This window comes from Lacinutrix sp. YIN62, assembly GCF_057219185.1.
In genome coordinates this window covers 36,146-60,642 of the sequence record NZ_JBXVVH010000014.1, presented here as the reverse complement: position 1 = coordinate 60,642, position 24,497 = coordinate 36,146, and the positions used below count along the sequence as shown (strand labels likewise).

23 protein-coding genes and 1 pseudogene are annotated in these 24,497 nt (G+C 32.4%); 9 read left to right on the top strand and 15 right to left on the bottom strand.

Features of this window, described 5'->3' with window-relative positions; translation table 11 throughout:
* Positions 1–194: 194 nt before the first annotated feature.
* Positions 195–644 carry a cytochrome c oxidase assembly factor Coa1 family protein gene (locus AC2D8I_RS10660; RefSeq protein WP_484705994.1) on the top strand — a complete coding sequence of 150 codons (450 nt, stop codon included), beginning with the start codon at positions 195–197 and terminating at the stop codon, positions 642–644.
* A 15-nt stretch (positions 645–659) separates the two neighbouring features.
* On the opposite strand, the gene AC2D8I_RS10655 is transcribed toward AC2D8I_RS10660, so the two are convergent.
* Complete coding sequence (locus AC2D8I_RS10655) at positions 660–1,643, bottom strand: hypothetical protein (RefSeq protein ID WP_484705993.1); 984 nt, start codon at positions 1,641–1,643, stop codon at positions 660–662.
* 251 nt (positions 1,644–1,894) lie between these two features.
* Here AC2D8I_RS10655 and AC2D8I_RS10650 point away from each other — a divergent pair.
* Positions 1,895–2,786, top strand: a pseudogene (locus AC2D8I_RS10650) (IS982 family transposase).
* Between the two features lie 124 nt (positions 2,787–2,910).
* Here the strand turns inward: AC2D8I_RS10650 and AC2D8I_RS10645 are convergent.
* Both AC2D8I_RS10645 and AC2D8I_RS10640 read right to left on the bottom strand, forming a co-directional pair.
* Positions 2,911–4,668, bottom strand: a complete 1,758-nt coding sequence (locus AC2D8I_RS10645) for an APC family permease (RefSeq protein ID WP_484705992.1) — start codon at positions 4,666–4,668, stop codon at positions 2,911–2,913.
* 353 nt (positions 4,669–5,021) lie between these two features.
* On the bottom strand, positions 5,022–5,696 hold the full coding sequence (locus AC2D8I_RS10640) for a TetR/AcrR family transcriptional regulator (protein WP_484705991.1): 675 nt from the start codon (positions 5,694–5,696) through the stop codon (positions 5,022–5,024).
* A 121-nt stretch (positions 5,697–5,817) separates the two neighbouring features.
* Between AC2D8I_RS10640 and AC2D8I_RS10635 the strand changes: the two genes are divergently transcribed.
* The 5 genes from AC2D8I_RS10635 to AC2D8I_RS10615 all read left to right on the top strand — a co-directional run bounded on the left by AC2D8I_RS10635 (position 5,818) and on the right by AC2D8I_RS10615 (position 11,023).
* Entirely contained in the window at positions 5,818–6,120 is a 303-nt protein-coding gene (locus tag AC2D8I_RS10635) for a hypothetical protein (RefSeq protein ID WP_484705990.1), read from the top strand.
* Positions 6,121–6,198: 78 nt separating this feature from the next.
* Entirely contained in the window at positions 6,199–7,779 is a 1,581-nt protein-coding gene (locus tag AC2D8I_RS10630; RefSeq protein ID WP_484705989.1) for a SulP family inorganic anion transporter, read from the top strand.
* Positions 7,780–7,808: 29 nt separating this feature from the next.
* Positions 7,809–8,438: a carbonic anhydrase family protein gene (locus AC2D8I_RS10625; protein WP_484706041.1), complete on the top strand. Its 630-nt coding sequence runs from the start codon at positions 7,809–7,811 to the stop codon at positions 8,436–8,438.
* Positions 8,439–8,459: 21 nt separating this feature from the next.
* Positions 8,460–9,134, top strand: a complete 675-nt coding sequence (locus AC2D8I_RS10620) for a DUF2490 domain-containing protein (protein ID WP_484705988.1) — start codon at positions 8,460–8,462, stop codon at positions 9,132–9,134.
* 65 nt (positions 9,135–9,199) lie between these two features.
* Entirely contained in the window at positions 9,200–11,023 is a 1,824-nt protein-coding gene (locus AC2D8I_RS10615) for a cation:proton antiporter (protein WP_484705987.1), read from the top strand.
* A gap of 47 nt (positions 11,024–11,070) precedes the next feature.
* On the opposite strand, the gene AC2D8I_RS10610 is transcribed toward AC2D8I_RS10615, so the two are convergent.
* From AC2D8I_RS10610 to AC2D8I_RS10570, 9 genes are all read right to left on the bottom strand, one after another.
* Entirely contained in the window at positions 11,071–11,658 is a 588-nt protein-coding gene (locus AC2D8I_RS10610) for a 2OG-Fe(II) oxygenase (RefSeq protein ID WP_484705986.1), read from the bottom strand.
* Positions 11,659–11,850: 192 nt separating this feature from the next.
* Positions 11,851–12,291: a heme-binding protein gene (locus tag AC2D8I_RS10605; RefSeq protein ID WP_484705985.1), complete on the bottom strand. Its 441-nt coding sequence runs from the start codon at positions 12,289–12,291 to the stop codon at positions 11,851–11,853.
* Between the two features lie 220 nt (positions 12,292–12,511).
* The gene (locus tag AC2D8I_RS10600) at positions 12,512–13,078 is read right to left on the bottom strand and encodes a hypothetical protein (RefSeq protein ID WP_484705984.1); all 567 of its coding nucleotides are present in this window, start codon (positions 13,076–13,078) and stop codon (positions 12,512–12,514) included.
* A 244-nt stretch (positions 13,079–13,322) separates the two neighbouring features.
* Positions 13,323–14,237, bottom strand: a complete 915-nt coding sequence (locus tag AC2D8I_RS10595; protein WP_484705983.1) for a DUF6268 family outer membrane beta-barrel protein — start codon at positions 14,235–14,237, stop codon at positions 13,323–13,325.
* A gap of 88 nt (positions 14,238–14,325) precedes the next feature.
* Positions 14,326–15,591: an adenosylmethionine--8-amino-7-oxononanoate transaminase gene (gene bioA / locus AC2D8I_RS10590; RefSeq protein ID WP_484705982.1), complete on the bottom strand. Its 1,266-nt coding sequence runs from the start codon at positions 15,589–15,591 to the stop codon at positions 14,326–14,328.
* An 88-nt stretch (positions 15,592–15,679) separates the two neighbouring features.
* Positions 15,680–16,315, bottom strand: a complete 636-nt coding sequence (bioD, locus tag AC2D8I_RS10585; RefSeq protein ID WP_484705981.1) for a dethiobiotin synthase — start codon at positions 16,313–16,315, stop codon at positions 15,680–15,682.
* Positions 16,312–16,692 carry a putative signal transducing protein gene (locus AC2D8I_RS10580; protein WP_484705980.1) on the bottom strand — a complete coding sequence of 127 codons (381 nt, stop codon included), beginning with the start codon at positions 16,690–16,692 and terminating at the stop codon, positions 16,312–16,314. The genes bioD and AC2D8I_RS10580 overlap by 4 nt, the downstream gene beginning before the upstream one ends.
* Before the next feature lie 8 nt (positions 16,693–16,700).
* Complete coding sequence (locus AC2D8I_RS10575) at positions 16,701–17,822, bottom strand: aminotransferase class I/II-fold pyridoxal phosphate-dependent enzyme (RefSeq protein ID WP_484705979.1); 1,122 nt, start codon at positions 17,820–17,822, stop codon at positions 16,701–16,703.
* A 51-nt stretch (positions 17,823–17,873) separates the two neighbouring features.
* Complete coding sequence (locus AC2D8I_RS10570) at positions 17,874–18,737, bottom strand: DMT family transporter (protein ID WP_484705978.1); 864 nt, start codon at positions 18,735–18,737, stop codon at positions 17,874–17,876.
* Between the two features lie 359 nt (positions 18,738–19,096).
* Here AC2D8I_RS10570 and AC2D8I_RS10565 point away from each other — a divergent pair, with 359 nt between their 5' ends.
* Both AC2D8I_RS10565 and AC2D8I_RS10560 read left to right on the top strand, forming a co-directional pair.
* Positions 19,097–20,356, top strand: coding sequence for a Y-family DNA polymerase (locus tag AC2D8I_RS10565; protein ID WP_484705977.1), 1,260 nt, complete (start codon positions 19,097–19,099; stop codon positions 20,354–20,356).
* The gene (locus AC2D8I_RS10560; protein WP_484705976.1) at positions 20,353–20,793 is read left to right on the top strand and encodes a LexA family protein; all 441 of its coding nucleotides are present in this window, start codon (positions 20,353–20,355) and stop codon (positions 20,791–20,793) included. Before AC2D8I_RS10565 ends, AC2D8I_RS10560 begins: the two co-directional genes overlap by 4 nt.
* A 79-nt stretch (positions 20,794–20,872) precedes the next feature.
* On the opposite strand, the gene AC2D8I_RS10555 is transcribed toward AC2D8I_RS10560, so the two are convergent.
* From AC2D8I_RS10555 to AC2D8I_RS10545, 3 genes are all read right to left on the bottom strand, one after another.
* Positions 20,873–21,166: a F0F1 ATP synthase subunit delta/epsilon gene (locus AC2D8I_RS10555; protein WP_484705975.1), complete on the bottom strand. Its 294-nt coding sequence runs from the start codon at positions 21,164–21,166 to the stop codon at positions 20,873–20,875.
* A gap of 12 nt (positions 21,167–21,178) precedes the next feature.
* The gene (gene atpD, locus AC2D8I_RS10550; RefSeq protein WP_484705974.1) at positions 21,179–22,687 is read right to left on the bottom strand and encodes a F0F1 ATP synthase subunit beta; all 1,509 of its coding nucleotides are present in this window, start codon (positions 22,685–22,687) and stop codon (positions 21,179–21,181) included.
* Between the two features lie 169 nt (positions 22,688–22,856).
* On the bottom strand, positions 22,857–24,497 hold the full coding sequence (locus AC2D8I_RS10545; RefSeq protein WP_484705973.1) for an SGNH/GDSL hydrolase family protein: 1,641 nt from the start codon (positions 24,495–24,497) through the stop codon (positions 22,857–22,859).

Sequence of the window (24,497 nt, the reverse complement as noted above, 5' to 3'; positions counted from 1 at the left end):
AAAGCATTGAATAATGGTGGGCGTATTTATAATGTTTTTACTAAAGCAGAGGATGGTGTTATTAAGAGATTCAAGAATGATGATAAGGAGATTTAATTTTTTAGAGGTTCTGTATTATAGTGAAGGATTATAGCGGTGAAGATTGGCGTTAATTGATTTTTAATAATGAATAACAAATAAAACATAGATTTTAAATGGAAGAAACAAGAGGGAAAAGTTGGTTTGCACGGCATTGGGGATGGATTTTAGGTGGAGGTTGTTTAGTAACAATAGTGGTATTCATAATTGTTATTATTGGTGCTGTTTGGGGAGTCGCCAGTGCTATAGGAGAATCTGAGCCCTATAATTATGCTTATGAAAAAGCGATTCAAAATAAAGTAGTTATAGAAGCTTTAGGTGCGCCAATAGAAAAGGGTTTTATGGGATCTAATACAAAATATGCTTATAGTAATGGCGAAGCTAGTGTAGAAATGACAATACCTATTAATGGCCCGTTAAATGAGGCGCTAATTTATTTAAAAGGAGTTAAGGAAGATGATGAGTGGACTTATACGAAGCTTTTTGTAGATGTTAAGGATGTCGATGAAGATATAGATTTACTAATCGAAGAGGTCGAGAAACATAAAGGCACTTTAGAATTCTAAAGCGCCTTTGTTTTATTACTTTCGAGATTCAAGTTTTTCTAATCGCGATTGTAATTCAATCCATTTGTTATTAACTGATTTTAGCTTTAAAATTTCCTTTTCTTGTTGAATCGTATAAAGTGTTAATTCTTCAATTTTTTGAAGGAGTTTTATGTTCATTTCAGCTAGATGAATTCCTTCTCTTTTCATTTCTTCAGCAGAAGCTATTTCTGGTAAATGCTTGTTTTTAGTAATGAAAAGTTCAATTTCTTTTAAAGAGGGGAGTTTATAATTATTGTCAAAAACAAAATCGGCACCACCAGCAATAGCTGTGACTTTTACTTCTTGAGAGTGTATTTTTCCTGCAACTGTTAGCTTAGAGTCAGGGAATGTTGTGCCAATCCCGACATCACCATTCGATTCTATAACCATACGTGTTTCGCTAGTACCATTAAAACCATTTCTTGTACCAAATGCTAATCCATAATTAGAGTTTTTGGTTTCAATCCCAAAATCTATGAAGGCTTGTGTAGTACCGTCAATAACCTTTTGGAGTCTAAGAGTTGTGTTGACCCAGTTTATTCCGTTGTTATTTCTTTTATTTAAGATTTGAAATTTAGAATCATTACCTACAACATCTGTTTCAAAATTAGCTATAACAGATTTATTTCCTGTTGTTTGTCCTAGAGGCCCTGTTTTTACATGAAACGTGTTTTGTGGAGATGTTGTTCCAATTCCAACATTACCATTTCTCAGCATTACAAATTGAGAACTATTTAAATCTCCTCCTGCGTTTAAGCTAAAAGCACCAGAATTGGATCTGTCAATTCCCATTGAGAACCATGAAAGACCTTGGTCGTGAAATGTTTGCCAAGTATCATCACTAGTATTACCTTTTTCTATAAGTAAAGCTCTCCCATTTGGATTTACAAGCCTTGTTTCCCCAGTAATATGGTCTATTTGTGCATTTGTTTTAGAAATGATTCCAATTAATGCAATTAGTACAAATTTTATTTTCATATTTTATGATTTAGTTTGTAAATATAACCGAATTGTGTAGTACTGGAAAAACTAAAAAAAACAATTTTTATAATGAGAATATGTTATGAAGATAATAAAAGTGTTTTTTTTAAAGTATCTTGAAATTATTATAAACATATGTTTTGTAATGCATTAGGTGCCAATATTAGTATTTTAAAACCTGAGTTCGACGTAAGAAGAGTAAGTTTTTAGTGTATAAAAAGCAGAATATTTAGAAAGCGTTCTGTCTTATGCTTTCTAAAGATAAAATCACAAAAACATTCTGTTCTATTGATGATTTCTGTCTTGTTTTTTCCTGCTTTACAAAAACGACAATTTTCTACAGGAAAAAAGAGTAGAAAATACAAATTCATAATATCTACCAATGAGATAGTAACCATCACTGTTTTATTCCATTTAAGTGGTATAAGAGCCTTTAAACATTTCTATATTCATTATGTCCAAGAGCAGCTTAAACAAGTGTTTCCAAACACGGTTTCATATAATCGTTTTGTAGAGCTTAAGTAAGCCCATATACATATATTACCATTATGTATATGAAAACCTGCTGTCTAGGTCAATGTACTGGAATATCATTTATAGATTCTACCTCAATTCGAGCACGGATTTCTCAAAACAAAGTGTTTAAAAATATTGCTAGCATAGTAAGTCTACAAAGGGTCGCTTTTATGGATTCAAACTTCATATTATTATAAACGATAAAGGCGAACTTCTTGATTTTATTATTACTCAAGCTAATGTAGATTACAGAACACCTTTAAAAAACAGATAACTTCTTAAAGAAAATATTTGGAAAATTATATGCGGACAAAGGGTATATATCTAAGTAACTCTCAGCAGTATTATTTGATCACGGATTACATCTAGTAATAGGTATTAGAAACAATATGAAAAACGTAATGATGACTATGAAAGATAAAATATTACTTAGAAAACGTTCCGTTATAGAAACTATAAATGACCGACTAAAGAACATAGTGCAAGCAGAACATTCTAGACATAGAAGCTTTGGGAATTTTATTACCAATTCAGTAACGTTTTATTGCTTATTCTTTCCAAGAAAAGAAACCTAGAATTAAATTTGTAACAGAAAACACAGCACAATTAGCTTTGTTTTTATAAATCCTTATGTCGAACTCAGGTTGTTAGTAAAGAGATGTGTAGCTATATATATCAAAAAGCTATGGGATTGACCATAAGTAAAAGAAGGGATTCTAAATATGATTATAATTAAAGTTAGATTCTACTATATTATTAAGCGAACACCGCCTAATTCTTCTATTTTATAGGGAGATCTACTACTAGGGGAGCCTATAAACATAAAATTTATAGGGATATTCCATTTTTTGGAAAGAGCTCTAATTAGTGATGGAGAAAATTCTCCTTCTTCAACAATTAAGTCTATGTGAATTTCTGGATATTCTCGGCTTAAAAATTCAATCTCTTCAGCTAGTTTTTCTGGGAGCTTTGCTGTATTGTTTACAATAATTACAATTTTTACTTTTTTTGCATGTTCATTCCTTATAATATATAACATTACTTTGTTTAATGTGGCTATATTGCCTCCTTTAGTAAAAAAAACAAATTCTTGTTCGTTTATATCATCAATTGTTTTTTGAATTTTTTGGTCTAATCTAATAAAGTACTTGCGTATAGGGTTAAAAACCGCGTTACTTATTTTTAATATTAATTTTAAGAGGACAGTTCTATTCAGCATAATTATAATAAAAAGAATAGCAGGAATAAAATAATATAAAAATATGCTTATGTTACTAGGAGCTCCTTCTTTATAGGGCATAACAATATTGCCTATTAATGCAATAATAACAGCGGTTATGGCGATAAGAACTTTAAGCCAAGAAGCTTTTTCGGGTCTTGGTAAGCTGCTGCGTTTTACTTTTAATAAGATGTTTCCAATACCAAATAATGCCATAACAGATAGGAAGGAAATTGTATAAACACCAGCTAATAGTTTTACATTGCCATTTGTAATTAGTAAAACTGAAATGGAAAGTATAAGAAAGATTAGAATTATTCTATACGAGCTGCCTTTTTTGTTTTTTTTTAAGAAATAAGGCGGCATTATTCGGTCTAAAGTCATTCTTTCTAGTAGTCCTGTAACGCCTATAAAACTTGTTAAAACAGCACCACTCAATACGAGAAATGCATCGATAGCAATTAAGTTGGCCATCCAATTTCCGCCGACATGTTTTCCCATTTCTATTAATAAGGTGTTTTGATATACCTCACTTTGTAAAACAGGAATTGTAAACAAGGCTAAAGCAAAAATTGCGATTAATGGATTGATAATACTTATAACTGACCACATATTTCTTAAGGTCTTTGGGAATACACCTGTGTCTTGTTCTTCTACAAAATTAGCAGAACTTTCAAAACCAGAAACACCTAGCATAGATGCCGCAAAGCCTAAGAAAAGAGCATTCGTTATACTGCCTGTTCCAGAAAAATGCCAGTTGTTAAAGAAAAGGGTTACATCGTGTTTAATTAAGTAAAATATTATAAAGCCACTTAAAATAGTTAATGATGAAAGATGGAAAATAAAAATAGCAATAGCAACTTTGGAGGATTCTGTAATGCCGCCTATAGTAAGAATAGCGAAAAGACTTAAAAGTACTATTGTAATAGGGATTATTGGAATAGAAGGGATTAAGTGGTGGATGTAATGAATGGCTTCATTACTGGATATAACAGCAGTGGCCATATAGGAGAGTAATGTAAGAGTTGCAGCAAAGGAAGCTGTAAATTTACTAGTGGTGTTTAGTAGGGCATTGTAAGCACCTCCATTAAGCGGGAGTGCGCCAACAACTTCTCCATAAATTTTTCTAAATAAAAATAATACGAGAGAAACCATAAGTAATGTAATCCATGCATATTGTCCTGCAAAAGCAATAGCTAAAGCAGAGACATATAAAACAGAAGAACTTATATCATTACCACAAATTGCTGTGGCAGCCAATTGGGTTAATTTATTTTTTTTCGACATTATTTTGTGCTTGTTTTTTAATAAACATAGCGGTTGTGTATTGTGTGCCCTTTATTAGGTGTACACTATCAGTATTGATTAAAAAGTAGCGGGTTCGTTTTCAAGCTCACTAAGATAGAGGTGTCGCAAACGTTTTAAAACGTGTTGTACCAAAGTTATCTATTGAAGTAGAGATTTACAAGGAAATATAAGTTAATTCAATGTTAAGTATACTGCTACTAGTGTTGTATCTGTTTTTAAATGTATAGCGTATAACGTTACGGTTTTATAAATCAGACCTCTCTTAATTGTGAAATTACTGTGTGTTTAATCTGCTTTTTTTACAATTTTAAGGAATATTATAAAGTGAAGGCCTAGTTTAAAAGTTTGTCTGTAAAATAATTAAGCATGTCTTCTACTTGATTTACTTCGTTGTCTGTAATAGAAATATCTGTTAATTTGGGAAGGTGTTTTGCAAAATAAATATGATTGTTAGACATTTCAAATAAATTAGTGGCTAGTGTAAAGGGGTATTTAAAATTAGGGTTTATTTCGTTGATTACTTTAGAAACAGAATGGGCTAAATCTTTATAACTTTTAAAAAAACCTTTAGAATTTTCGTTATCAACTTCTTTAGTGTGATAAGCCTTCATTCCTTCAGAAATCACAATATTATGTAGTCTACTTTCGCTTACGTATTCTACACCAGGGTTGTTTTTAGCGGCCGAAACAAAAGAATGTATAATGATTTTAAGTTTTTTTCTAGGGTTGTCAATATTTCTCGTGTTAATCTCTATGAGGTAATTTACCCATTCCCAATACCAATTAACTAAGAATAATAATAATAAATGCTTATTTTCAAAATATCTATAAATAGATGCTTCTGTAGAATTTATTTCTTGAGCCAATTTTTTAAAATTAAAGGCTTCAAAGCCAAATTCATCAATTAGAAGAATACTATGTTTTATAATGTTTCTTCCAAGTTTAGAATCTTGAGGCTCTTTAAGATACAAGCCTTCATTTAGAAATATTTTTATTTCAATACTCATAAGTTATACCAATGTATTGCTATTGTTATTGCCAAAGATAAAGAAGTTTAACATTTTTTAATAATAGTAAAACTATCATATTGAAAAGTATTGTTATATTTGCTGCGTTTAAAAAAAATAAGTGCCCAAAAAAATAGTATCAATATTCTTTTCTATAGCCTTTCTATCGGTTATTATTATGCCAACTGTACTTGTTGTAGTTGATAATGCTTTTGATACTTCTGTTTTTTTTTCTGTTTCTGAGGAAGAGGAAAAGGGCTGCGAAATGGATTTAGATATTGAGTTTTTATTAACCAGAATAAATCCTATTGATTCTGATTTTGTCTTTGAATTATCAGAAAACAAGATGCTGTATTTTTATAAAAGCTATAGCATGCCTAATTTAAATATAATCTCTCCGCCACCAGATACTTATAGTATATAAGGTTTGTGCCTGTAAAAGGCTTTAAAAGAATTTTAATAACTTCTGGTTTTATGTAGTCAGAAGTAAATCATTTATAATATGTTTAAAAGTTTTAAAAAAGACTTGCCAGCGAGTATAGTCGTATTTTTTGTTGCACTACCATTATGTTTAGGTATTGCATTGGCCAGTGGAGCACCTTTGTTTTCTGGTTTAATCTCTGGAATTATTGGAGGAATTATTGTTGGAGGATTAAGTGGGTCTAAAGTAGGCGTAAGTGGTCCAGCAGCTGGTTTAGCAGCAATTGTGTTAACAGCAATAGGGAGTTTAGGCGGTTATGAGAATTTTTTAGTAGCTGTTGTTTTGGGAGGTATTATTCAGTTATTATTTGGGGTTTTAAAAGCTGGAATTATTGGGTATTATTTTCCATCATCTGTAATAAAAGGAATGTTAACAGGGATTGGAATTATTATTATTTTAAAACAAATCCCTCATTTTTTTGGTTACGATGCTAGTTATGAAGGAGATTTTGCCTTTTTTCAAATAGATGGAGAAAACACTTTCTCTGAGATATTTAAGTCTATAAATAATATTAGTTTAGGATCTACAATTATTGGTCTAATAGGATTGGGCATCTTATTGCTTTGGGATAAAGTTTTGTCTAACAAAGGCCGGTTTTTTCAACTAGTTCAAGGGCCATTAGTTGCTGTTGTTATAGGTATTGTATATTTTTTAATCACAGGAACAAGCTCTATATTTGGTATTAATGCTTCGCACTTAGTAAGTGTACCAGTACCAGATAATTTTGATTCTTTTTTAGGACAATTTAGTTTCCCTAATTTTGGAGCAATTACAAATCCTGAAGTTTGGATTGTTGCATTTACTATTGCTCTAGTCGCTAGTTTGGAAACCTTGCTATGTGTAGAAGCTACAGATAAATTAGATCCTAATAAAAATGTAACGCCAACAAATAGGGAGTTGTTAGCACAAGGTACAGGAAATGTTATCTCAGGATTAATAGGAGGATTGCCTATAACGCAAGTTATTGTGAGAAGTTCGGCTAATATTCAATCGGGAGGGAAAAGTAAAATGGCAAGCATTATTCATGGTTTCTTTTTACTAATATCTGTAGTTTTAATTCCAACTTTGTTAAATAAGATCCCGTTATCGGTATTAGCTGCAATATTATTAATTGTGGGATACAAACTCGCTAAGCCAGCTTTGTTTATCAAAATGTATGCCTTAGGATGGAAACAATTTGTACCGTTCACTGTAACTGTTTTAGGAATTGTTTTTACAGATTTATTAATAGGAATTGGATTAGGTTTAGCAGTAGGAGTTGTTGTTATTTTAATTAAAAGTTATCAAAATTCACACTTCTTACATATAGAAGATAATAGTAATGGCCAAACTAAAATAAAAATGACATTGGCAGAAGAAGTTACTTTTTTTAATAAAGGTGCTATTTTAAAAGAATTGGACAAGCTACCTGAAAACTCACAGTTAGAATTAGATGTTCGGAAAACAAGATATTTGGACAATGATATTGTTGAAATATTAGAAGATTTTGCTTTTAAAGCAAATGAAAGGAATATAGAAATGAAATTAATCTCAGAACGAGGAGTTGTAAAAAACCCAACGAGTTACATTGAGTTTTTTAAATTAAGAAAAAAATCAGCTTAAAATAATAATATAAAAACAATACAAAGATGATAAAAGCACATACTAAAGAAACACAAAATATGATGACTCCAGAAAAGTCATTACAAGAATTAATCGAAGGAAATAAAAGGTTTCAAGAAGATTTAAAATTAAATAGAAACTTACTAGAGCAAGTTGAAGACACTAGCAAAGGACAATATCCTTTTGCTACTATTCTTAGTTGTATTGATTCTAGAGTATCTTCCGAATTAATCTTTGATCAAGGGATTGGCGATATTTTTAGTGCTCGTATCGCTGGGAATTTTGTAAATGATGACATTTTGGGTAGTATGGAGTTTGCAAGCAAATTAGCAGGAACAAAACTGATAGTTGTTTTAGGACACACTGCTTGCGGTGCTGTAAAAGGAGCTTGTGATGATGCTAAATTGGGGAAGCTTACAGGGATGTTAGAAAAAATTAAACCAGCAGTTAATGCGGTTAAGTTACCTGAAGACGCTAGTTTAAGAAATTCATCTAATATTGAATTTGTTAATAATGTTGCGGCTAAAAATGTGCAACTTACTATAGATAAAATTATAGCAGATAGTGCCGTTTTAGCAGAAATGCATAACGCAGGAGAAATAAAAATTATTGGCGGAATGTATGATATACATACTGGTGCAGTAACTTTTTACGAGTAAAACTTAATTAATAACTGTTCTATGCAAGATAAATTAATTAAAACCTTAAGTATGGTAGCCTTAATCGCAGGATTAATGTTACCTACTTTTGTTAAAGCACAAGATAGTCATTTTGGTAATTGGTTAATATATATAGGTAATAAGAAGCTGAATGAAAAGTGGAACATACACCATGAGGTTCAATACAGAAATTACGATGCTATAGGTGATTTAGAACAACTGTTATTGCGTACAGGTTTAGGATATACGTTCAATGATAATAAAAATAACTTATTATTAGGTTATGGTTATATTACATCTGAAAACTACGTTGCTAATACCGATGAAAAGATTACCGTTAATGAGCACAGAATTTTTCAGCAGTTTACATCCAAACAAAACATCGGTCGAGTAAAGTTAAATCACCGTTATAGATTTGAACAGCGTTTTGTCTCAGAGGATTTTAAAATGCGATTTAGATACTTTTTAGGCTTAAACATTCCAATAACAAATAAAGCCGAAAACAATTACTATCTTTCTTCTTACAATGAAATATTTTTAAATACAAAAGCGACCGTATTTGACAGAAATCGTTTGTATGGCGGTTTCGGTTATCATCTTAATAAAAATATAAGGCTAGAGCTTGGGTATATGAATCAATTTTTTGAGAATGGAAATAGAGATCAGTTAAATATGATTGCATTTGTTACTTTTTAAACTATTGAATATATTTAATAGTTCAGATTATTTCTATAATTAGAAATCAATAAAAAATAAAGTTTATGTTGGAATTAGCAGGTATTATTATATTAGGAATTTTAGCCCAGTGGGTGGCCTGGAAATTTAAAATACCTGCAATTTTGCCATTAATATTAATAGGGCTATTTGTCGGGCCTATTGCTACACTTTTAACCGAAGACGGTAGTAAATGGATTGCACCTATTTGGAACGGGAACAAAGGGTTGTTTCCAGGTGAAAGCTTGTTTTATTTTGTGTCTTTAGCCATTAGTATTATTCTCTTTGAAGGCGGCTTAACATTAAAATTGAAAGAAATAAAAAACGTAGGCCCTGTAATTACTAAGCTAATTACTTTAGGAGCGGCAGTTACCTTTTTCGGAGCAGCAATTACTGTTCACTATATTTTTAATTTAAGTTGGGAAATTTCTTTCCTTTTTTCAGGATTAATTATCGTTACTGGTCCTACTGTAATTACACCCATTTTACGTAATATACCTTTAAAAAAAGATGTTTCTGCAGTATTAAAGTGGGAAGGTATTTTAATAGATCCTATTGGAGCTTTAGTCGCTGTTTTGGTGTTTGAGTTTATTAGTGTAGGCGGAGGAAGAGAGTTTACTCAAACCGCATTTATAGAATTTGGTAAAATTGTTTTATTCGGAACTACTTTTGGATTTACTTTTGCACATGGACTTAGTTTTACAATGCGAAAAAAATTAATTCCACATTATTTATTAAATGTGGTTGTATTGGCATCTGTTTTAGGTGTTTTCGTGCTCTCAGACGCATTTGCCCATGAGTCAGGATTACTTTCTGTAGTTGTAATGGGAATGGTTATTGGGAATTCTAATTTACCACAATTAAAAGAGTTGTTATATTTTAAGGAGTCTTTAAGTGTATTGTTAATTTCGATCCTCTTTATTCTATTAGCAGCCAATATAAATTTAAAGGACTTAATACTTCTTTATAATTGGGAAACAGTTATACTCTTTGCAGTTGTGGTTTTTTTAGTAAGACCTATAGGTGTTTTGGTTTCAACAATGAATTCCTCATTAAAATTTAATGAAAAACTGTTTATTAGTTGGGTTGGTCCCAGAGGAATTGTTGCCGCAGGAATAGCGTCTTTATTTGGTTTAAAATTAGCTAAAATGGGAATAGCGGGAGCAGAATATATTACGCCACTAGTTTTTATGATCGTACTAGGAACGGTATTGTTAAATGCAACAACAGCTCGTGTTTTTGCTAAAATTTCAGGCGTTTTTTTAAAAAAATCTGAAGGGATATTAATCGTTGGAGCCTCGGCTTTTCCTAGACTTATCGCACAGTATTTTGAGAAAATTGGAAAACAAGTCGTGATAATAGATACTAATAAAACGAACATAGATTTAGCTGAAGCATTAGGCTTAGAAGCCTTAAATGCGGATGTGTATTCCGATGAACTAACCAACAATATAGAGTTAAGCAATATAGGATATTTGATTGCTTTAACTGGAAATGCCCATGTTAATAAATATGTTATAGATAAGTTTAAAAAACAATTTGGAGAGAATGGAGTGTATAGAATTCCTACTCAAGAAGATCTTAATATAAACCCGTCTAACGACGAATTATTCTCCCATTCTAATGATTTTAATTCTTTAACTGGAATTATTGAGAAAAACCCAACGGTTTATGAGGCAATTATAGAAACTGAAGAAGATTATAACCGTTTAATAAATGCTAAAGATTTTAGTGTAGCGCCATTATTTTTTAAATATTCAAATAATAAATTAGACATTATAACTGAAACTTCTAAAGAAAAAGCACTAGCCCAAGTTGGATCGACGCTTGTTTATTTGCGTAAAGATAAAAATGTAGATAAAAGAGGCTAGTTTAGAAAACTAGCTTAAGTTAGTTTATTAAAATAGTTATCTACTTATTAGCGGTATGGTGGCCCTGAAACCCATCCCACAATAGATTGACGTGTCCCTTTGGTTATAGGAGTAACACGATGCATTATAAACGAAGGAAATATAACAATGGTTCCTTTTTCACGTGGCGCACTCACTATTTTATCATTTATCATAAACTGTAAATCTCCACCTTCGTATTCGCTTGGGTCAGACAATTGTATTGTCATACTTAGTTTTCTTATGGAACTACCGCCAGGACCAAAATCTAGATGCCAATCAAAAAAATCACCTTTTGAGTATCGGGTTAATTGTAATTCTTGATGAAAGCCTAAGATGTCAAAATGATATCTTTCATGATTGCAGCTAATAGCAAGCTCAGCTAATTTACGATATATCCAATCATGTTCTACGGTATTATCTATGAACATTACAGTACTTTTTCTAAGGTCGTCCTTATATTTTTCTTTTCCGCTAACCGTTGCTTTTATTGTTTGTTTGTGATCCCAAAAATGGATTATCCTATCGACTTCATGGGGTAAAAATAACCCTTGATAATAAACAAACTCTACAAAATTATTTTTTAAGGGTAGGCCAAAGGAGTAGTTTGTAAACATAGCAAAGTATTGTTTATAATATAAATTAATAGAATATGTGTTCAAAACTAGTAAAGCTGCGGCATAAAAAAAACACGTACAATTACGTGTTTTTAGGTAAATAATTGATATTTTAAAAGAGTACTATCTATTGTAATTAAAAGGGTTTAGTTTATAATTGTCCTACTTAAAAAATAAAAAGGAGACTTCTTTTTAAATGAATTTATTTTTTAAGGCATCAATTATTATGTCGTGATCTGCTTCATCATTTAAGCCTGATACCGCTATTGTGGCTATCATTCCTGCATTTTTAACAAAAACAGGAATAGCACCACCTTTAGCTAGATATGTTTTATTATTGAGTGCGAAAGTATCCTCTAATGTCATATTTCCTTTAATTAAATCATGTTTAACACTTAATGAACTTTCTTCGAAATGTTTGGCCACATTGGCTTTTCTCGCTAACCAATTGTGTTTGTCGGCTGGAAGTGTATCATCTACATATAAAAAAATAATATGATTGAGTCGTGAGATTTGAACAGCGATTTCTTGTTTTCTGTCTTTCGCTAAATTAACAATGGCCAAGCCCATTTCAAGGGCAATACTATTGTCGAATATTTCTAATTCTATTTTTTTTATAATGATAGAGTTCATATTTAGTTACTAAAATATAGTTTTTATAGATTGATTAAATGTGAGTTAAGATAAAATAGTACCATTTTGGTATACAGTGAACTTAAAAATAACACTTTTAAATGTAAGCGGTCTCAGCTTATCTTAGTAAAGTGTTGATTTTTTCTTGCATATCGTATTTGCTTCTATATTTTGATCATAAAGATTATTAATAATTTATAAATGGAAGAGTATGATTCACTTAAAAGCGATAGCCTACACGTAAGTGTAAATTAGCAGCAACATCATTCCTGCCTGTTATAATCACATGCTCTTTTTCATAATAGTGTAAGTAACCAATACCAAACCCAGCTTCATATGTAAAATGATTACCAATATGCCTTCTTATACCCCAAGTAGGCACAATAGAAAGCGTGCTTATATAGCTGTAATTATCGTTAGGAGTAGCAATTAAAAACCAATCTGGAGCGTATTTAGTTTGTATAGCTATAAAGTTGCCACTATTGCCATCAATGCTTCTGGATTTGTTTTTTCTTTTATTTAGATTGTAATACCATCGGGGTTCTAATATTAACGTAGGTGTAAGAAAAAAACCATCATTATCACTAATATCACTTCCATATACACCTGTTTCAAGCCCTAGCTCAAGTCTTAATGAAGTTTGATTTGATAATTTTATTTCGTTATGCGCCCATAGCCCTAGAAAGCCTGTTTGAATTCCAAAAGTAGATTGTTCTACAGATGTATTTTGTGATTGCGTTGTAAATAGTATTCCACTAATAAATAGGGTTAGTAAAATTTTCTTCATTTGGTTTATTTTTGTTAAATTGATTATTCGAGTGCGTTATGAGAAATGATTTTTTTATTAAGCATTATTTCTTTTGAAGACTTCGTTGTTTTATTTGAAGTTTTAAGGGGATTTGATCAGCATAAAATAGCGCTTAAAGTTTTACTTCGCTTATTATTTATTTACGCCTGTCTATATTATTTTAAAATAAATAAGAGGTTCTGTTTTTACTTTTCATGCTAAAAAAGCAGAAAAGGTGTTAAGTTTACTTTAGGAATTTAATTCCGACATTAAAGAAAAATTTATCCTCGATATTGAAATCAATCTCAGAATTAGAATCATTATCTTGAAATTCTAAAATATTTCGAACCGCTATTCCTGTGCCAACATTTAAATAGAAATCTCCAAACAGCTTTTGCCTAAAGTCTGGTCCTATAGTAATTCTTGAATACGAGACCTTGTGTAAGTCTAAATTAGAATTGCCACTTTCTAGTTTTGAATTGTATAAATTACCATAAATAGCTAGTTTAACTCCTATTTGGGTGTTTTCATTGAAGCTATAGTTTTGCGAAATATAAGCTGGTAATACTGCTCGTGTTTTCCAGGGGCCTTTTTTGTAGGTTAGGCTAAATAAAGGAATAGGAATCGGCGATCCAAAGGTTGTTGTATAGGCCAATCCAAAACCATATTCTAGGGCAGGATTTGCTCTTTTTAGAGCTAAAAAAGAAGCTTGTAATATAATATCATCTGAACTAAAAGTATCTTTAAAATCTGTAGCAATGGTGGGCGAAAGATTTACGATTAGTTTCCAGCGTTTTGGGAGTATTTTAATAACTCCTAGAGAGTAGGCGATAGAATGAAAATTTTCATTTGTTTCAGTATTACTTCCTATTTTAGTATTGAACGCAAAATTGGTGTAACGTACGCTATTAGATAGGTAATATTTTTTATCCACGATTGGCGTAATGTATGCTAAATTAACATTGAATTCACTCATTCCGATTTCTCCTTTTTCAACCCCTGTGTTAAAATCAGATTTACCGTAATTAAAATAACCTACTGTAAAAACAGGTGTTTTTGTTAACCTTTTATAGGAAGGAATTGAATCATTGTCTTTTTGCGCATAAATAAGGTTGCTTAATAATAAAATTAAGAGCGCTGTACTCCATTTTTTAGTCATAAATTTTGGATTAAATTATAGCAAGGTAGAAAGCAATATGTTTAAAGAGACATTGCTATATTTAGGTTGTTTTTAAATTAGTTGTATTTTAGATAATCTCTAAAGCGTCTTCAATAACGGTATATATTTTTTCTAATTGTGTTTTAGAAATTATATATGGTGCTTGAATATATATGGTACTTCCTAAAGGACGTAAAAACACACCTTTTTTCATGAAAAAAGCAAATAATTTATCTCGTAAATTGCCATAACGTTCCATGGTTATATTTAGGTCTAATGCATAAATAACACCTGTTTGTCTAGTCGATTTTACTTTTGGATGGGTTTTTATACGCGCATTAAATATTTGATGAGATCGAATGATCTGTTCTATATTGTTTTGTATGGCTTCCGTTTGTAATAGCTCTATTCCTGCTAAAGCGGCAGTACAAGCCAAAGGGTTTGCAGAGTAAGTGTGACCATGAAATAAACCTTTAGTTAGATCGTCACTATAAAAGGCATCATAAATGTTTTGAGTACAAGAAGTAATAGCCATAGGTAGTAAACCTGCAGTTAATGCTTTACTTAAGCATATAACATCTGGTTGTTGTTCCATATGTAAAGAGGCAAAATGCTTACCCGTTTTACCAAAACCTGTCATGACTTCATCTGCAACAGTAATGATATTGTTGGATTTGCAAAATTTCAAGATCTTATCTAATCCTTTAGCATCGTGCATTTTCATAGCAGCAGCACCTTGTACTAAGGGTTCGTATACAAAACCTGCAACGTTATTAGTCGCAATAATAGTTTGTAACGCCATTATAATAGCCTCGTGATTTTCGCCATTAGGAACAGGAATACGCTTCACGTCTAAAAAAAAATCTTCAAATGGGCCGTTATAAACCGATAGACTTGAAACACTCATTGCTCCAAAGGTGTCTCCATGAAAACTATCTTCAAATGCAATTAGTGTATTCCGTTTTTCACCCTTGTTGAAATGATATTGTAGAGCCATTTTTATTCCTATCTCTACAGATGATGAACCATTATCGCTAAAGAAAATCTTGTTCTGATTTTTAGGTAGTATACCAATGAGTGCTTCAGATAATTTAATCGCAGGTTCATGAGTGAAACCGCTAAAAACGACTTGATCTAGCACTTGCATTTGTTTGGTAACGCGTGTGGTTACATAATCATTACAATGTCCATACATACAAGTATACCACGACGCAATAGCATCTATATACGTGTTCCCGTTCTCGTCGTATAAGATACAGTCTTTGGCTTTTGTAATAGCCAATGTCTCTGGATGTAATTTGTGTTGGGTTAACGGGTGCCAGATGTGTTTTTTGTCTCGTTCTTGTAATGTCATGCTGTAGTGTATTTCTGTTTCAGGAACAGAATATATTTTATATTTTTTTGCTAATATTTAAAAACGCATAGAATGGCGTATTATTGTTTTAATCTAGCCCAAAGAAAGTGCGGCATTCTTGTTTGTTCAAGAATATTTCTGCATATTCTCGAACGACATTCTTATCAAAATAAGGTTCTTCTTCTATGCGACCAATAACCGGAACCTTAGTCATTGATTTAATAATGTTTTCCGTGGTTATATGCTCATTGCCGCTAAAAATGATTGCAACATCTAGACCTTTGGATTTTAGTAGGTTTACAGTTAAAAGTGTATGGTTTATACTGCCCAGATAATGTCTCGATACGACAATAACTTTATAATTTGGTTTTATAATATCTAATATGGTTTGGCTGTTGTTTAAAGGTACTAATAGTCCTCCCGCTCCTTCAATAATTAAATCGTTTTTCGTTTTTGGTACTTTTATGTTTTTCGTTTCTATTTTAATATGATCTATTGCTGCTGCTGCATGAGGACTCATAGGCGTCTTCAAAGCATAGGCGTTATTATGAAACTTAGAGTTTTTATTAGATACTAATTGTTTTACTTTCTGGGTATCACAATAGTCTAATTCTCCTGCTTGTATTGGTTTCCAGTAATCGGCTTCTAAGGCTTCAGTAATAATGGCAGATGCTATGGTTTTTCCAACCTCGGTAGAAGTACCTGTTATAAAATAGGTGTTCATTTAAAAATAGTATTACAAACGTTACAACGGTATTTCGTTTTTTCAAAAAAAGGAAAGAGCATATAAAAAATATTTTTTCTAGAAGGCTCTGCTATTAATATTTTGGAGGAATTACAATTAGCACAAACGATCGCTTCTCCTTTATTGTTTTTTTCGTAGGCGCGTATTCTATTATAAATAGTCATAGCTTTGTTTAGGTCTTCGTTATGAACTAATAGTTTTACACCGCCTATGGCTTGACTTATTAATGGATCTGAATCGATGGTTTTTTCATCGGCAAGAAGCACACGAATGTGTTCCTCTTCCAATTTAGACTTTGTTATATGGGCTTCCGTTGAATACGGAAAGGTTGCTAAAATGGTATAATGATCTATCATAGGGATATCTATTTTAAAACAAAGGTACTAAGTAAGGTTAAGACCTTTGATATTTCTTGTTCAGAATTATATGAATGTAGGCAAAAACGCAATCTTTCTTGCCCCTCAGGAACAGTAGGTGACATTATAGGCTTTACATTAAAACCTTCGTCTTGAAATTTTTTAGCGATTGTTTTTACAGTTTTATTTCCGGAGGTAATATAACAATGTATAGCAGCATCACTATTCGTAAAGGAATGGTGAAGTTGTAATCTTTTGGATTCGGCTTTAAAAAATGAAATGTTACGATGTAATTTTTCGATTTCTGATGTTTTTAGAAGCTCATCATAAGCAGATGCAATGCTCGCTAAAGCATGAGGCGGTAATCCTGTAGTGTAAATAAAGGGGCGCGAGAAGTTTATTAAATAATCTTTTACGATCGCATTACTTAATATTGCTGCCCCGTGACAGCCCATAGCTTTTCCAAAAGTTATAAGTCTTGCAAATGGTTGCTCTTTTTTTTCCGTTTCTTGAATAATTCCTGTACCATTTTCGCCAAAAACGCCTAAAGCGTGAGCCTCATCGACTATTAAATGATAGTTGTTTTTTTTACAAAAGCTAGAAAGGGCCTTTAAATCAGGAGTGTCTCCATCCATAGAGAATACCGATTCGGTAACGATATAAATTTCGGATTCCGAACGGTTTCTAGAACGTTCTGTTTTACAGCGCTGTTTTAGGTCTTCTAGGTCATTATGCTTAAACTTATACCGCTTTGCATTGCTCATTGTTATACCATCTCGAATTGATGCATGAATGTATTCATCATAGAAAACAATATCACCACGTTGCGGGATACAAGAAAAAAAAGCGAGATTGGCATTATAACCAGAGTTAAATACCAAAGCATTTTCACTATTATGAAACTTAGAAAGTTTGGCTTCTATAGTATCGTACAATGGATAATTGCCAGTGAGTAACCGGGATCCGGTAGCACCATTTTGGAAAAGCTTATTATCGATTAAATACTGATGTGCGTTTTTAAAGAGTGTTTTATTTCTTGAAAAACCCAAATAGTCATTAGAAGAAAAATCAACCAAATTGTTTTGTGTGCCCAGTGTGCGAAAGGCATCGATAGCATTACGATTATCCAATTTTTTTTGTAATTTTTTTGGGAAACCATTCATAAGACAAAGATACAATTACTAAGCATTCTTTTTGCTTCTTACACTTTCAATAATAACAGTTGTAAGAATTAATAAACCACCAAAAAAGGTGTTCCAATTTGGTATTTCTTTTAAGAAAAAATAAGCGAGTATTATTGCATAAATGGGTTGTAAACTGCTAATAATACAGGCCGTACTTGCAGAGAAATATTTCAAACTTTTTATAAACAAAGTATGGCCAATAGCAGTAGTTAACAAAGCTAATAACATAACATATGGCAATTGCGTTTGTATGGCTGAGGTGTCCATAAAGTATAAAAAGGGAAATAAGGCAACGCTAATAACTACTAATTGATAGGTCATAAGCATTGTTCCATTGTAGTTTGAAGTATGTCGTTTTATAATAAGAGTTCTTAAAGCATAGAACAAGGCAGATAAAAGTCCTAATAATACACCTTTTACATAAGTGTTTTGGTAATCTAGTTCTGGGACTAATACATAAATACCTAGTAAAACAAGACCTCCTAAAAGGAGATGTGTTGGATTTAATTTAGTTTTAAAAAAAAGAGGCTCCATTAACGCTGTCATTACTGGAAAAGTATATAAAGATAAAATACCCAGTGCGACATTTGATAATTTTAAAGCATAAAAGTAAGTAACCCAATGTGCGCCTAAAAGTAGGGCGCTTACAATAAAACTATAGCTGTCTTTTCTTGAATTTATTTTAAGACTTATTTTTTTGTATTTACAATATCCGAGTAAAATAATTACGGCTAAGACAGCACGCCACCAAACAATTACAGGTGGAGGCATAGCAATGAACTTACCTAAAACTCCAGAGGTACTTATGAATAATGTTGCTAAGCTTAACTCTAATAATTGCTTAAAATGCTGGTTTTTCATTATTCAAATATAAGTAATGCATTTAAGCTTTTAGTTATCTATTATAGCGTTGTTTCTATCGCTAATATTTTCTTTTCTAGTAAAAATATTAATGTCTTAATTTGTTGTATTATAGGGTTTAAATCTGTGTAGTGTTGCAATTATTGATTGTTTTTAGAAAAAGGACTTTTGTAGTAATGAATACCACTGTTTTAATATTTAATTTATGTATAAAAGTATCATTAGGGTCAATAAAACTGTTCGGATTTATAATCTTGATTTTTTATTATGGTATTAAAGTTGTTTAACGAGTGTCGTTAGTTGTTTTAGAAAGAAATTATTTTAAAAATCTGAAATGGATTTCTCGTATCTTTGTCTCTATGTTTGGACTTGTTGATTGTAATAACTTTTATGCTTCTTGTGAACGTGTTTTTAACCCTAACTTACAAAGTAAGCCAATTGCTATACTTTCTAATAATGATGGCTGTGTAATTTCACGTAGTGATGAAGCTAAAATCATTGGTTTGCCAATGGCAGCGCCTATTTTTAAATGGGAAGCCTTTTGTAAAACCAATGGCATAGAAGTTTTGTCTTCAAATTATCCTTTATATGGCGATATGAGTAGCCGTGTGATGTCTATTTTAAAGCAATTTAGCCCCGATATAGAACTCTATAGCATAGATGAGTCGTTTGTTGAATTTAAAGAGTTTAAAGTAGATTTTGACTACCATACTTACGGTTTGGAAATTAGAAGTAGGATCTTGAAATGGACAGGCATACCAACATCCGTTGGTATAGCGTCAACAAAAGCATTGTCTAAGGTCGCTAATAAGATTGCTAGAAAGTTTCCTGAGAAAACGAAAGGTGTTTATGTTATAGATTCAGATTTAAAACGAATCAAAGCCTTGAAATGGATTAAAATCGAAGATGTATGGGGGATTGGAAGGCGTTTAAGTAAACGCTTAAAACTTATGGGGTGTAAAACCGCGTATGATTTTATTCAGTTGTCCGATGATTTCGTGAAACAACATTTTTCTGTTGTTGAATCTCGCTTAAAAAGAGATTTAGAGGGAATTGCTACTTTGGAATTGGATGAGCATAAAGATAAAAAAATGATAGCTACTACACGTAGCTTTGAAAAGACTTATTCAGACCTTGCGAATATAAAGGAACGTATTGCTACTTTTGCTTCTAGTTGTGCAGAAAAATTGAGAAAGCAACAGTCTAGCTGTTATGTTGTTATGGTAACATTAAGTAGTGACAGGCATCAAAAAGTTGGTGAGCAGCATCGTGCTAGTATTAGTGTAAATTTATCATATCCAACGAATTCATCTTTAATAATAAGCAGAGAAGCTATTCGAGCTGTTATGTCTATTTTTAAGAAGGGAATAAAGTACAAGCGCGCAGGTGTTATTGTTACTGGATTAGTACCTACCGATAGGCATCAATTAAATATGTTTCACAGTGAAAACCCTAAGCATAAACCATTAATGGCATCTATAGATGGACTAAACACTAAATATGGCGCTTATAAAATTAAGCTAGGCAGTCAAGACCTAGAACGGACCTGGAAAATGCGACAAGAACGTTTGTCTCCACGGTATACTACCAATATTAACGATATTATAGTTGTAAAATGATAAAACATAAATCAGGAAATTTAATATTTTTTACTCCACAAGCTTTCAAAAATTCAGGGGCTCATTTTTTTGATGCAGGGATTTCAGCAGGTTTCCCTTCTCCTGCAGAAGATTTTAAAGAACAAAGACTGTCTTTAGATAAGGAATTGATTAAAAATAAAGAAGCTACTTTTTTCGCTAAAGTTAGTGGGCAATCTATGATTGGCGCAGGGTTAGATGACAATGATTTACTCGTTATAGACAGGAGTTTAGAACCCAAAAACAACAAAATTGCGGTTTGCTTTTTAGATGGCGAATTTACTGTAAAACGACTTAGAGTGGATAATGACGAGGTCTGGTTGCAACCAGAAAATCCAGATTACCCGATTATAAAGATAACCGAAGAAAATAATTTTTTAATTTGGGGTATTGTAACTAATGTGATTAAAAAAGTTTAATTTTTTGAAATTATGAGGAATAAAAAAAACGCAAAGCTTAGCCTTGCGTTTTTTTATACTTTATAATAAGGTGATTGATTTAATCAGCTAGAATAATAACTTTATTATCATTCATTTCTAGTGTTCCAGAATTGATTTTCACCGTTAGTACTTTATCATCATCGTTATGAGGAACAATGGCAGCGTGCAATTCATCAAAAACTAAATGAGATTGTGTATGTGTGTGAATTTGGATATTTCCAGAGCTTAAAAGAGACACTATAGGTGCATGGTTTTTTAACATTTGAAATTCTCCATTTATTCCAGGAACAACAACCGAATCTACTTCGCTACTAAATAGAGTAGCTTCTGGTGATACAATTTCTAAATACATAGTTTTCTAATTTTAAGCTTCAGCTAACATTTTCTCTCCAGACTCAATAGCCTCTTCAATAGAACCTTTAAGGTTAAAAGCTGCTTCTGGTAAGTGATCTAGTTCACCATCCATAATCATATTAAATCCTTTAATTGTTTCTTTTATGTCTACCAATACTCCAGGAATACCAGTAAATTGTTCTGCCACGTGGAACGGTTGAGATAGGAAACGTTGTACACGTCTAGCTCTACCTACAGCCATTTTATCTTCTTCAGATAATTCTTCCATACCTAAAATGGCAATAATATCTTGTAATTCCTTATAACGTTGTAATAACTCTTTTACTCTCTGTGCACAGTTATAGTGTTCGTCTCCTAAAATATCTGCTGTAAGAATTCGAGATGTAGAATCCAATGGATCTACTGCAGGATATATCCCTAGCTCAGCAATTTTACGCGATAATACTGTTGTAGCATCTAAGTGTGCAAAGGTTGTTGCTGGTGCAGGATCTGTTAAATCATCTGCAGGTACATATACTGCTTGTACAGAGGTAATAGATCCTTTTTTAGTTGATGTAATACGCTCTTGCATAGCTCCCATTTCTGTTGCTAATGTAGGTTGGTAACCTACGGCAGAAGGCATACGTCCAAGTAATGCAGATACCTCAGAACCAGCTTGTGTAAAACGGAAAATGTTATCTACGAAAAATAAGACATCTTTTCCTTGGCCATCTCCAGCACCATCACGGAAATACTCAGCAATTGTTAATCCAGATAAGGCAACACGAGCACGTGCTCCAGGTGGTTCATTCATTTGACCAAATACGAAAGTAGCTTTAGATTCTTTCATTATGCTTTTATCTACTTTTTGAAGATCCCAACCGCCTTCTTCCATAGAGTGCATAAAGTCATCACCATATTTGATAATTCCAGACTCTAACATTTCACGAAGTAAATCATTTCCTTCACGTGTTCTTTCTCCTACACCTGCAAATACAGAAAGACCACCATGTCCTTTTGCAATATTATTAATTAACTCCTGGATTAATACTGTTTTACCTACTCCAGCACCTCCAAATAATCCAATCTTACCTCCTTTTGCATAAGGCTCAATTAAATCGATTACTTTAATACCTGTAAATAAAACTTCTGTAGAGGTTGATAATTCTTCAAATTTAGGCGCATTTCTATGAATAGGAAGACCAGCATTACCAGATTTAGGTAAATCACCTAAACCATCAATGGCATCACCAATTACATTAAATAGACGTCCATAAACATCTCCACCTATAGGCATTTGTATTGGAGCACCAGTAGCGTTAACTTCTGTTCCTCTACTTAAACCATCAGATGAGTCCATTGCAATAGTACGCACGGTATCTTCACCAATGTGAGACTGTACTTCTAGTACTAAGGTAGAACCATCAGGTCTTTTAATTTCTAATGAATCGTAAATTTTTGGAAGTTCAGCGCCTGCTCCGAATTCAACATCGATAACTGGACCTACTATTTGTGCAACTTTACCTGTAACTTTTGACATTACTTATCTATTTAATATTATGCTGTTTAATTGATTGAAAACGTCATTTGTTTTCGCGTGCAAAGATAGTCGTTTTAATTTAAAAATAAAGTTGTTTCGAAGCATTTTTTATACATAAAAAAAGGCCTTCGTTTTGAAGGCCTCTTTTTGTAAATATTATCGTGTCTTCTTATTGTAATAGAGGAGAATAGTTTGTGTTATAATTAGCTATATCTACTAAATTACCAGAAGCTTCGAAGTTAGAATTGTATGTCGCATCTATTGCTTTTAGCATTTCATTAGCTATTAAAGCATATCCTTTTGATGTTGGGTGAACCCCATCTAAAGAAAATGCACCACCTGTTACTAAGTCTGAAGTTAAGATGTAATTATCAGAAGGAAATCCGCCACTAGCCAATCTTAGCATTAAAGCATTTGCATCTAAAAGCGCTAAACCTGCATCTGTTCTTGTATTATCAATTGTTTGATTAAATGCATCTGTAGCAATTCTGATCTCATCTTGCTCATTAGGAATTAATACCCATTTATCTTGCAACGGAAAAGAAACGCCTTCAACAGAAAATTGTGCAGCCAATGTTTCAGGGAATCCTTGTGCAACTAATGCCTCTACAGAAGCATTATTGGTTGTTCCTATGATGTTTGAACTTGGTAATACCAGTAGGTCATTAGCTGTTGCTTGTCTGGATTGGCCATAAGACATTCCTAGAAAGTTGGCAACTAACGGAGCGGCTTGTGGCGGTAAACCAAACTGCTCAATAAAGGCAATAAAACCAGGGTTGGCATTAAGAGCCCCTGTAATTTGAGCAGAAATGTCTATTAAAGATTCATCTCTAATTATTACAGGACTAGCTTCTGTTTCTGAAAAAACGATAGCACGTTCATGTTCTCCTAAGGCAGCGTATATTTGATTAATTTGGCTAAATACATTGTTTAATGTTGCAATTTGTGGACCAAAATTTGGATCTGAAGGCTCTAAAGGATTATGAGGAACTGTTGTAAAATGCGGTATGGAAGTAACATAAGGGATATTAGCAACAATACCTTTAGTTTCTCCATTTGCCAATGTAGATACTAATGTACTGTATGATAAATCGAATGTTTCTTGTGGTGTAATAGGATCATAATTAGTTGCAGCTGTATTACTTTCTCCTCCAGATAATGCGTAACCTAATACATCATTGTTCCCTATCCATAATGAGAAAAATGTTGGTGATTGTGCTGCTGCATCTGCTAAAACAGAAGTGGCAGATGAACTAGCCATTCTTACAAAGTAAGGGTTTGCTGTAGCTGGACTTGTAGAAATACCAGCTATATTGCCATAACCTGGTGCTAATAAATGAAAACTCTTTGCACCAGGAACTCCCATATTATTAAAAGGACCTGTAGGATTATTTAAAACGATATCGGTTGTTGGGGATACTGGGCCTATTACACTTGAAAGCGGTGCTGGACCAGAACCATCAAATACTAACCTTGGACCAAAATCTGGGATTTCCGTACCACCAGCTAGAAGTCCTCCAATATTATCATTCATTAGCGGTTGTATAAAACTACCGCCACCAACTAAAGCAAACTGTTGTGCAAGTATTGCTGGCATAGAGTTTTCTTGCGAGACTTTATATAAAGCACCATCTGAAAAACCAGCTGTTAAGGAGTTTCCTAAAGAAACAAATTTTGAAAAATCAGCATCACCTGTTGTTAATGTTGGGAATGTTATAACGGGCTCAGATTCTATAAAATCTTCCTCGTCGTTACATGCTGTAAGCCCCAAAGCAATAGCTAGTAAGTATATGTATTTTATATTTTTCAT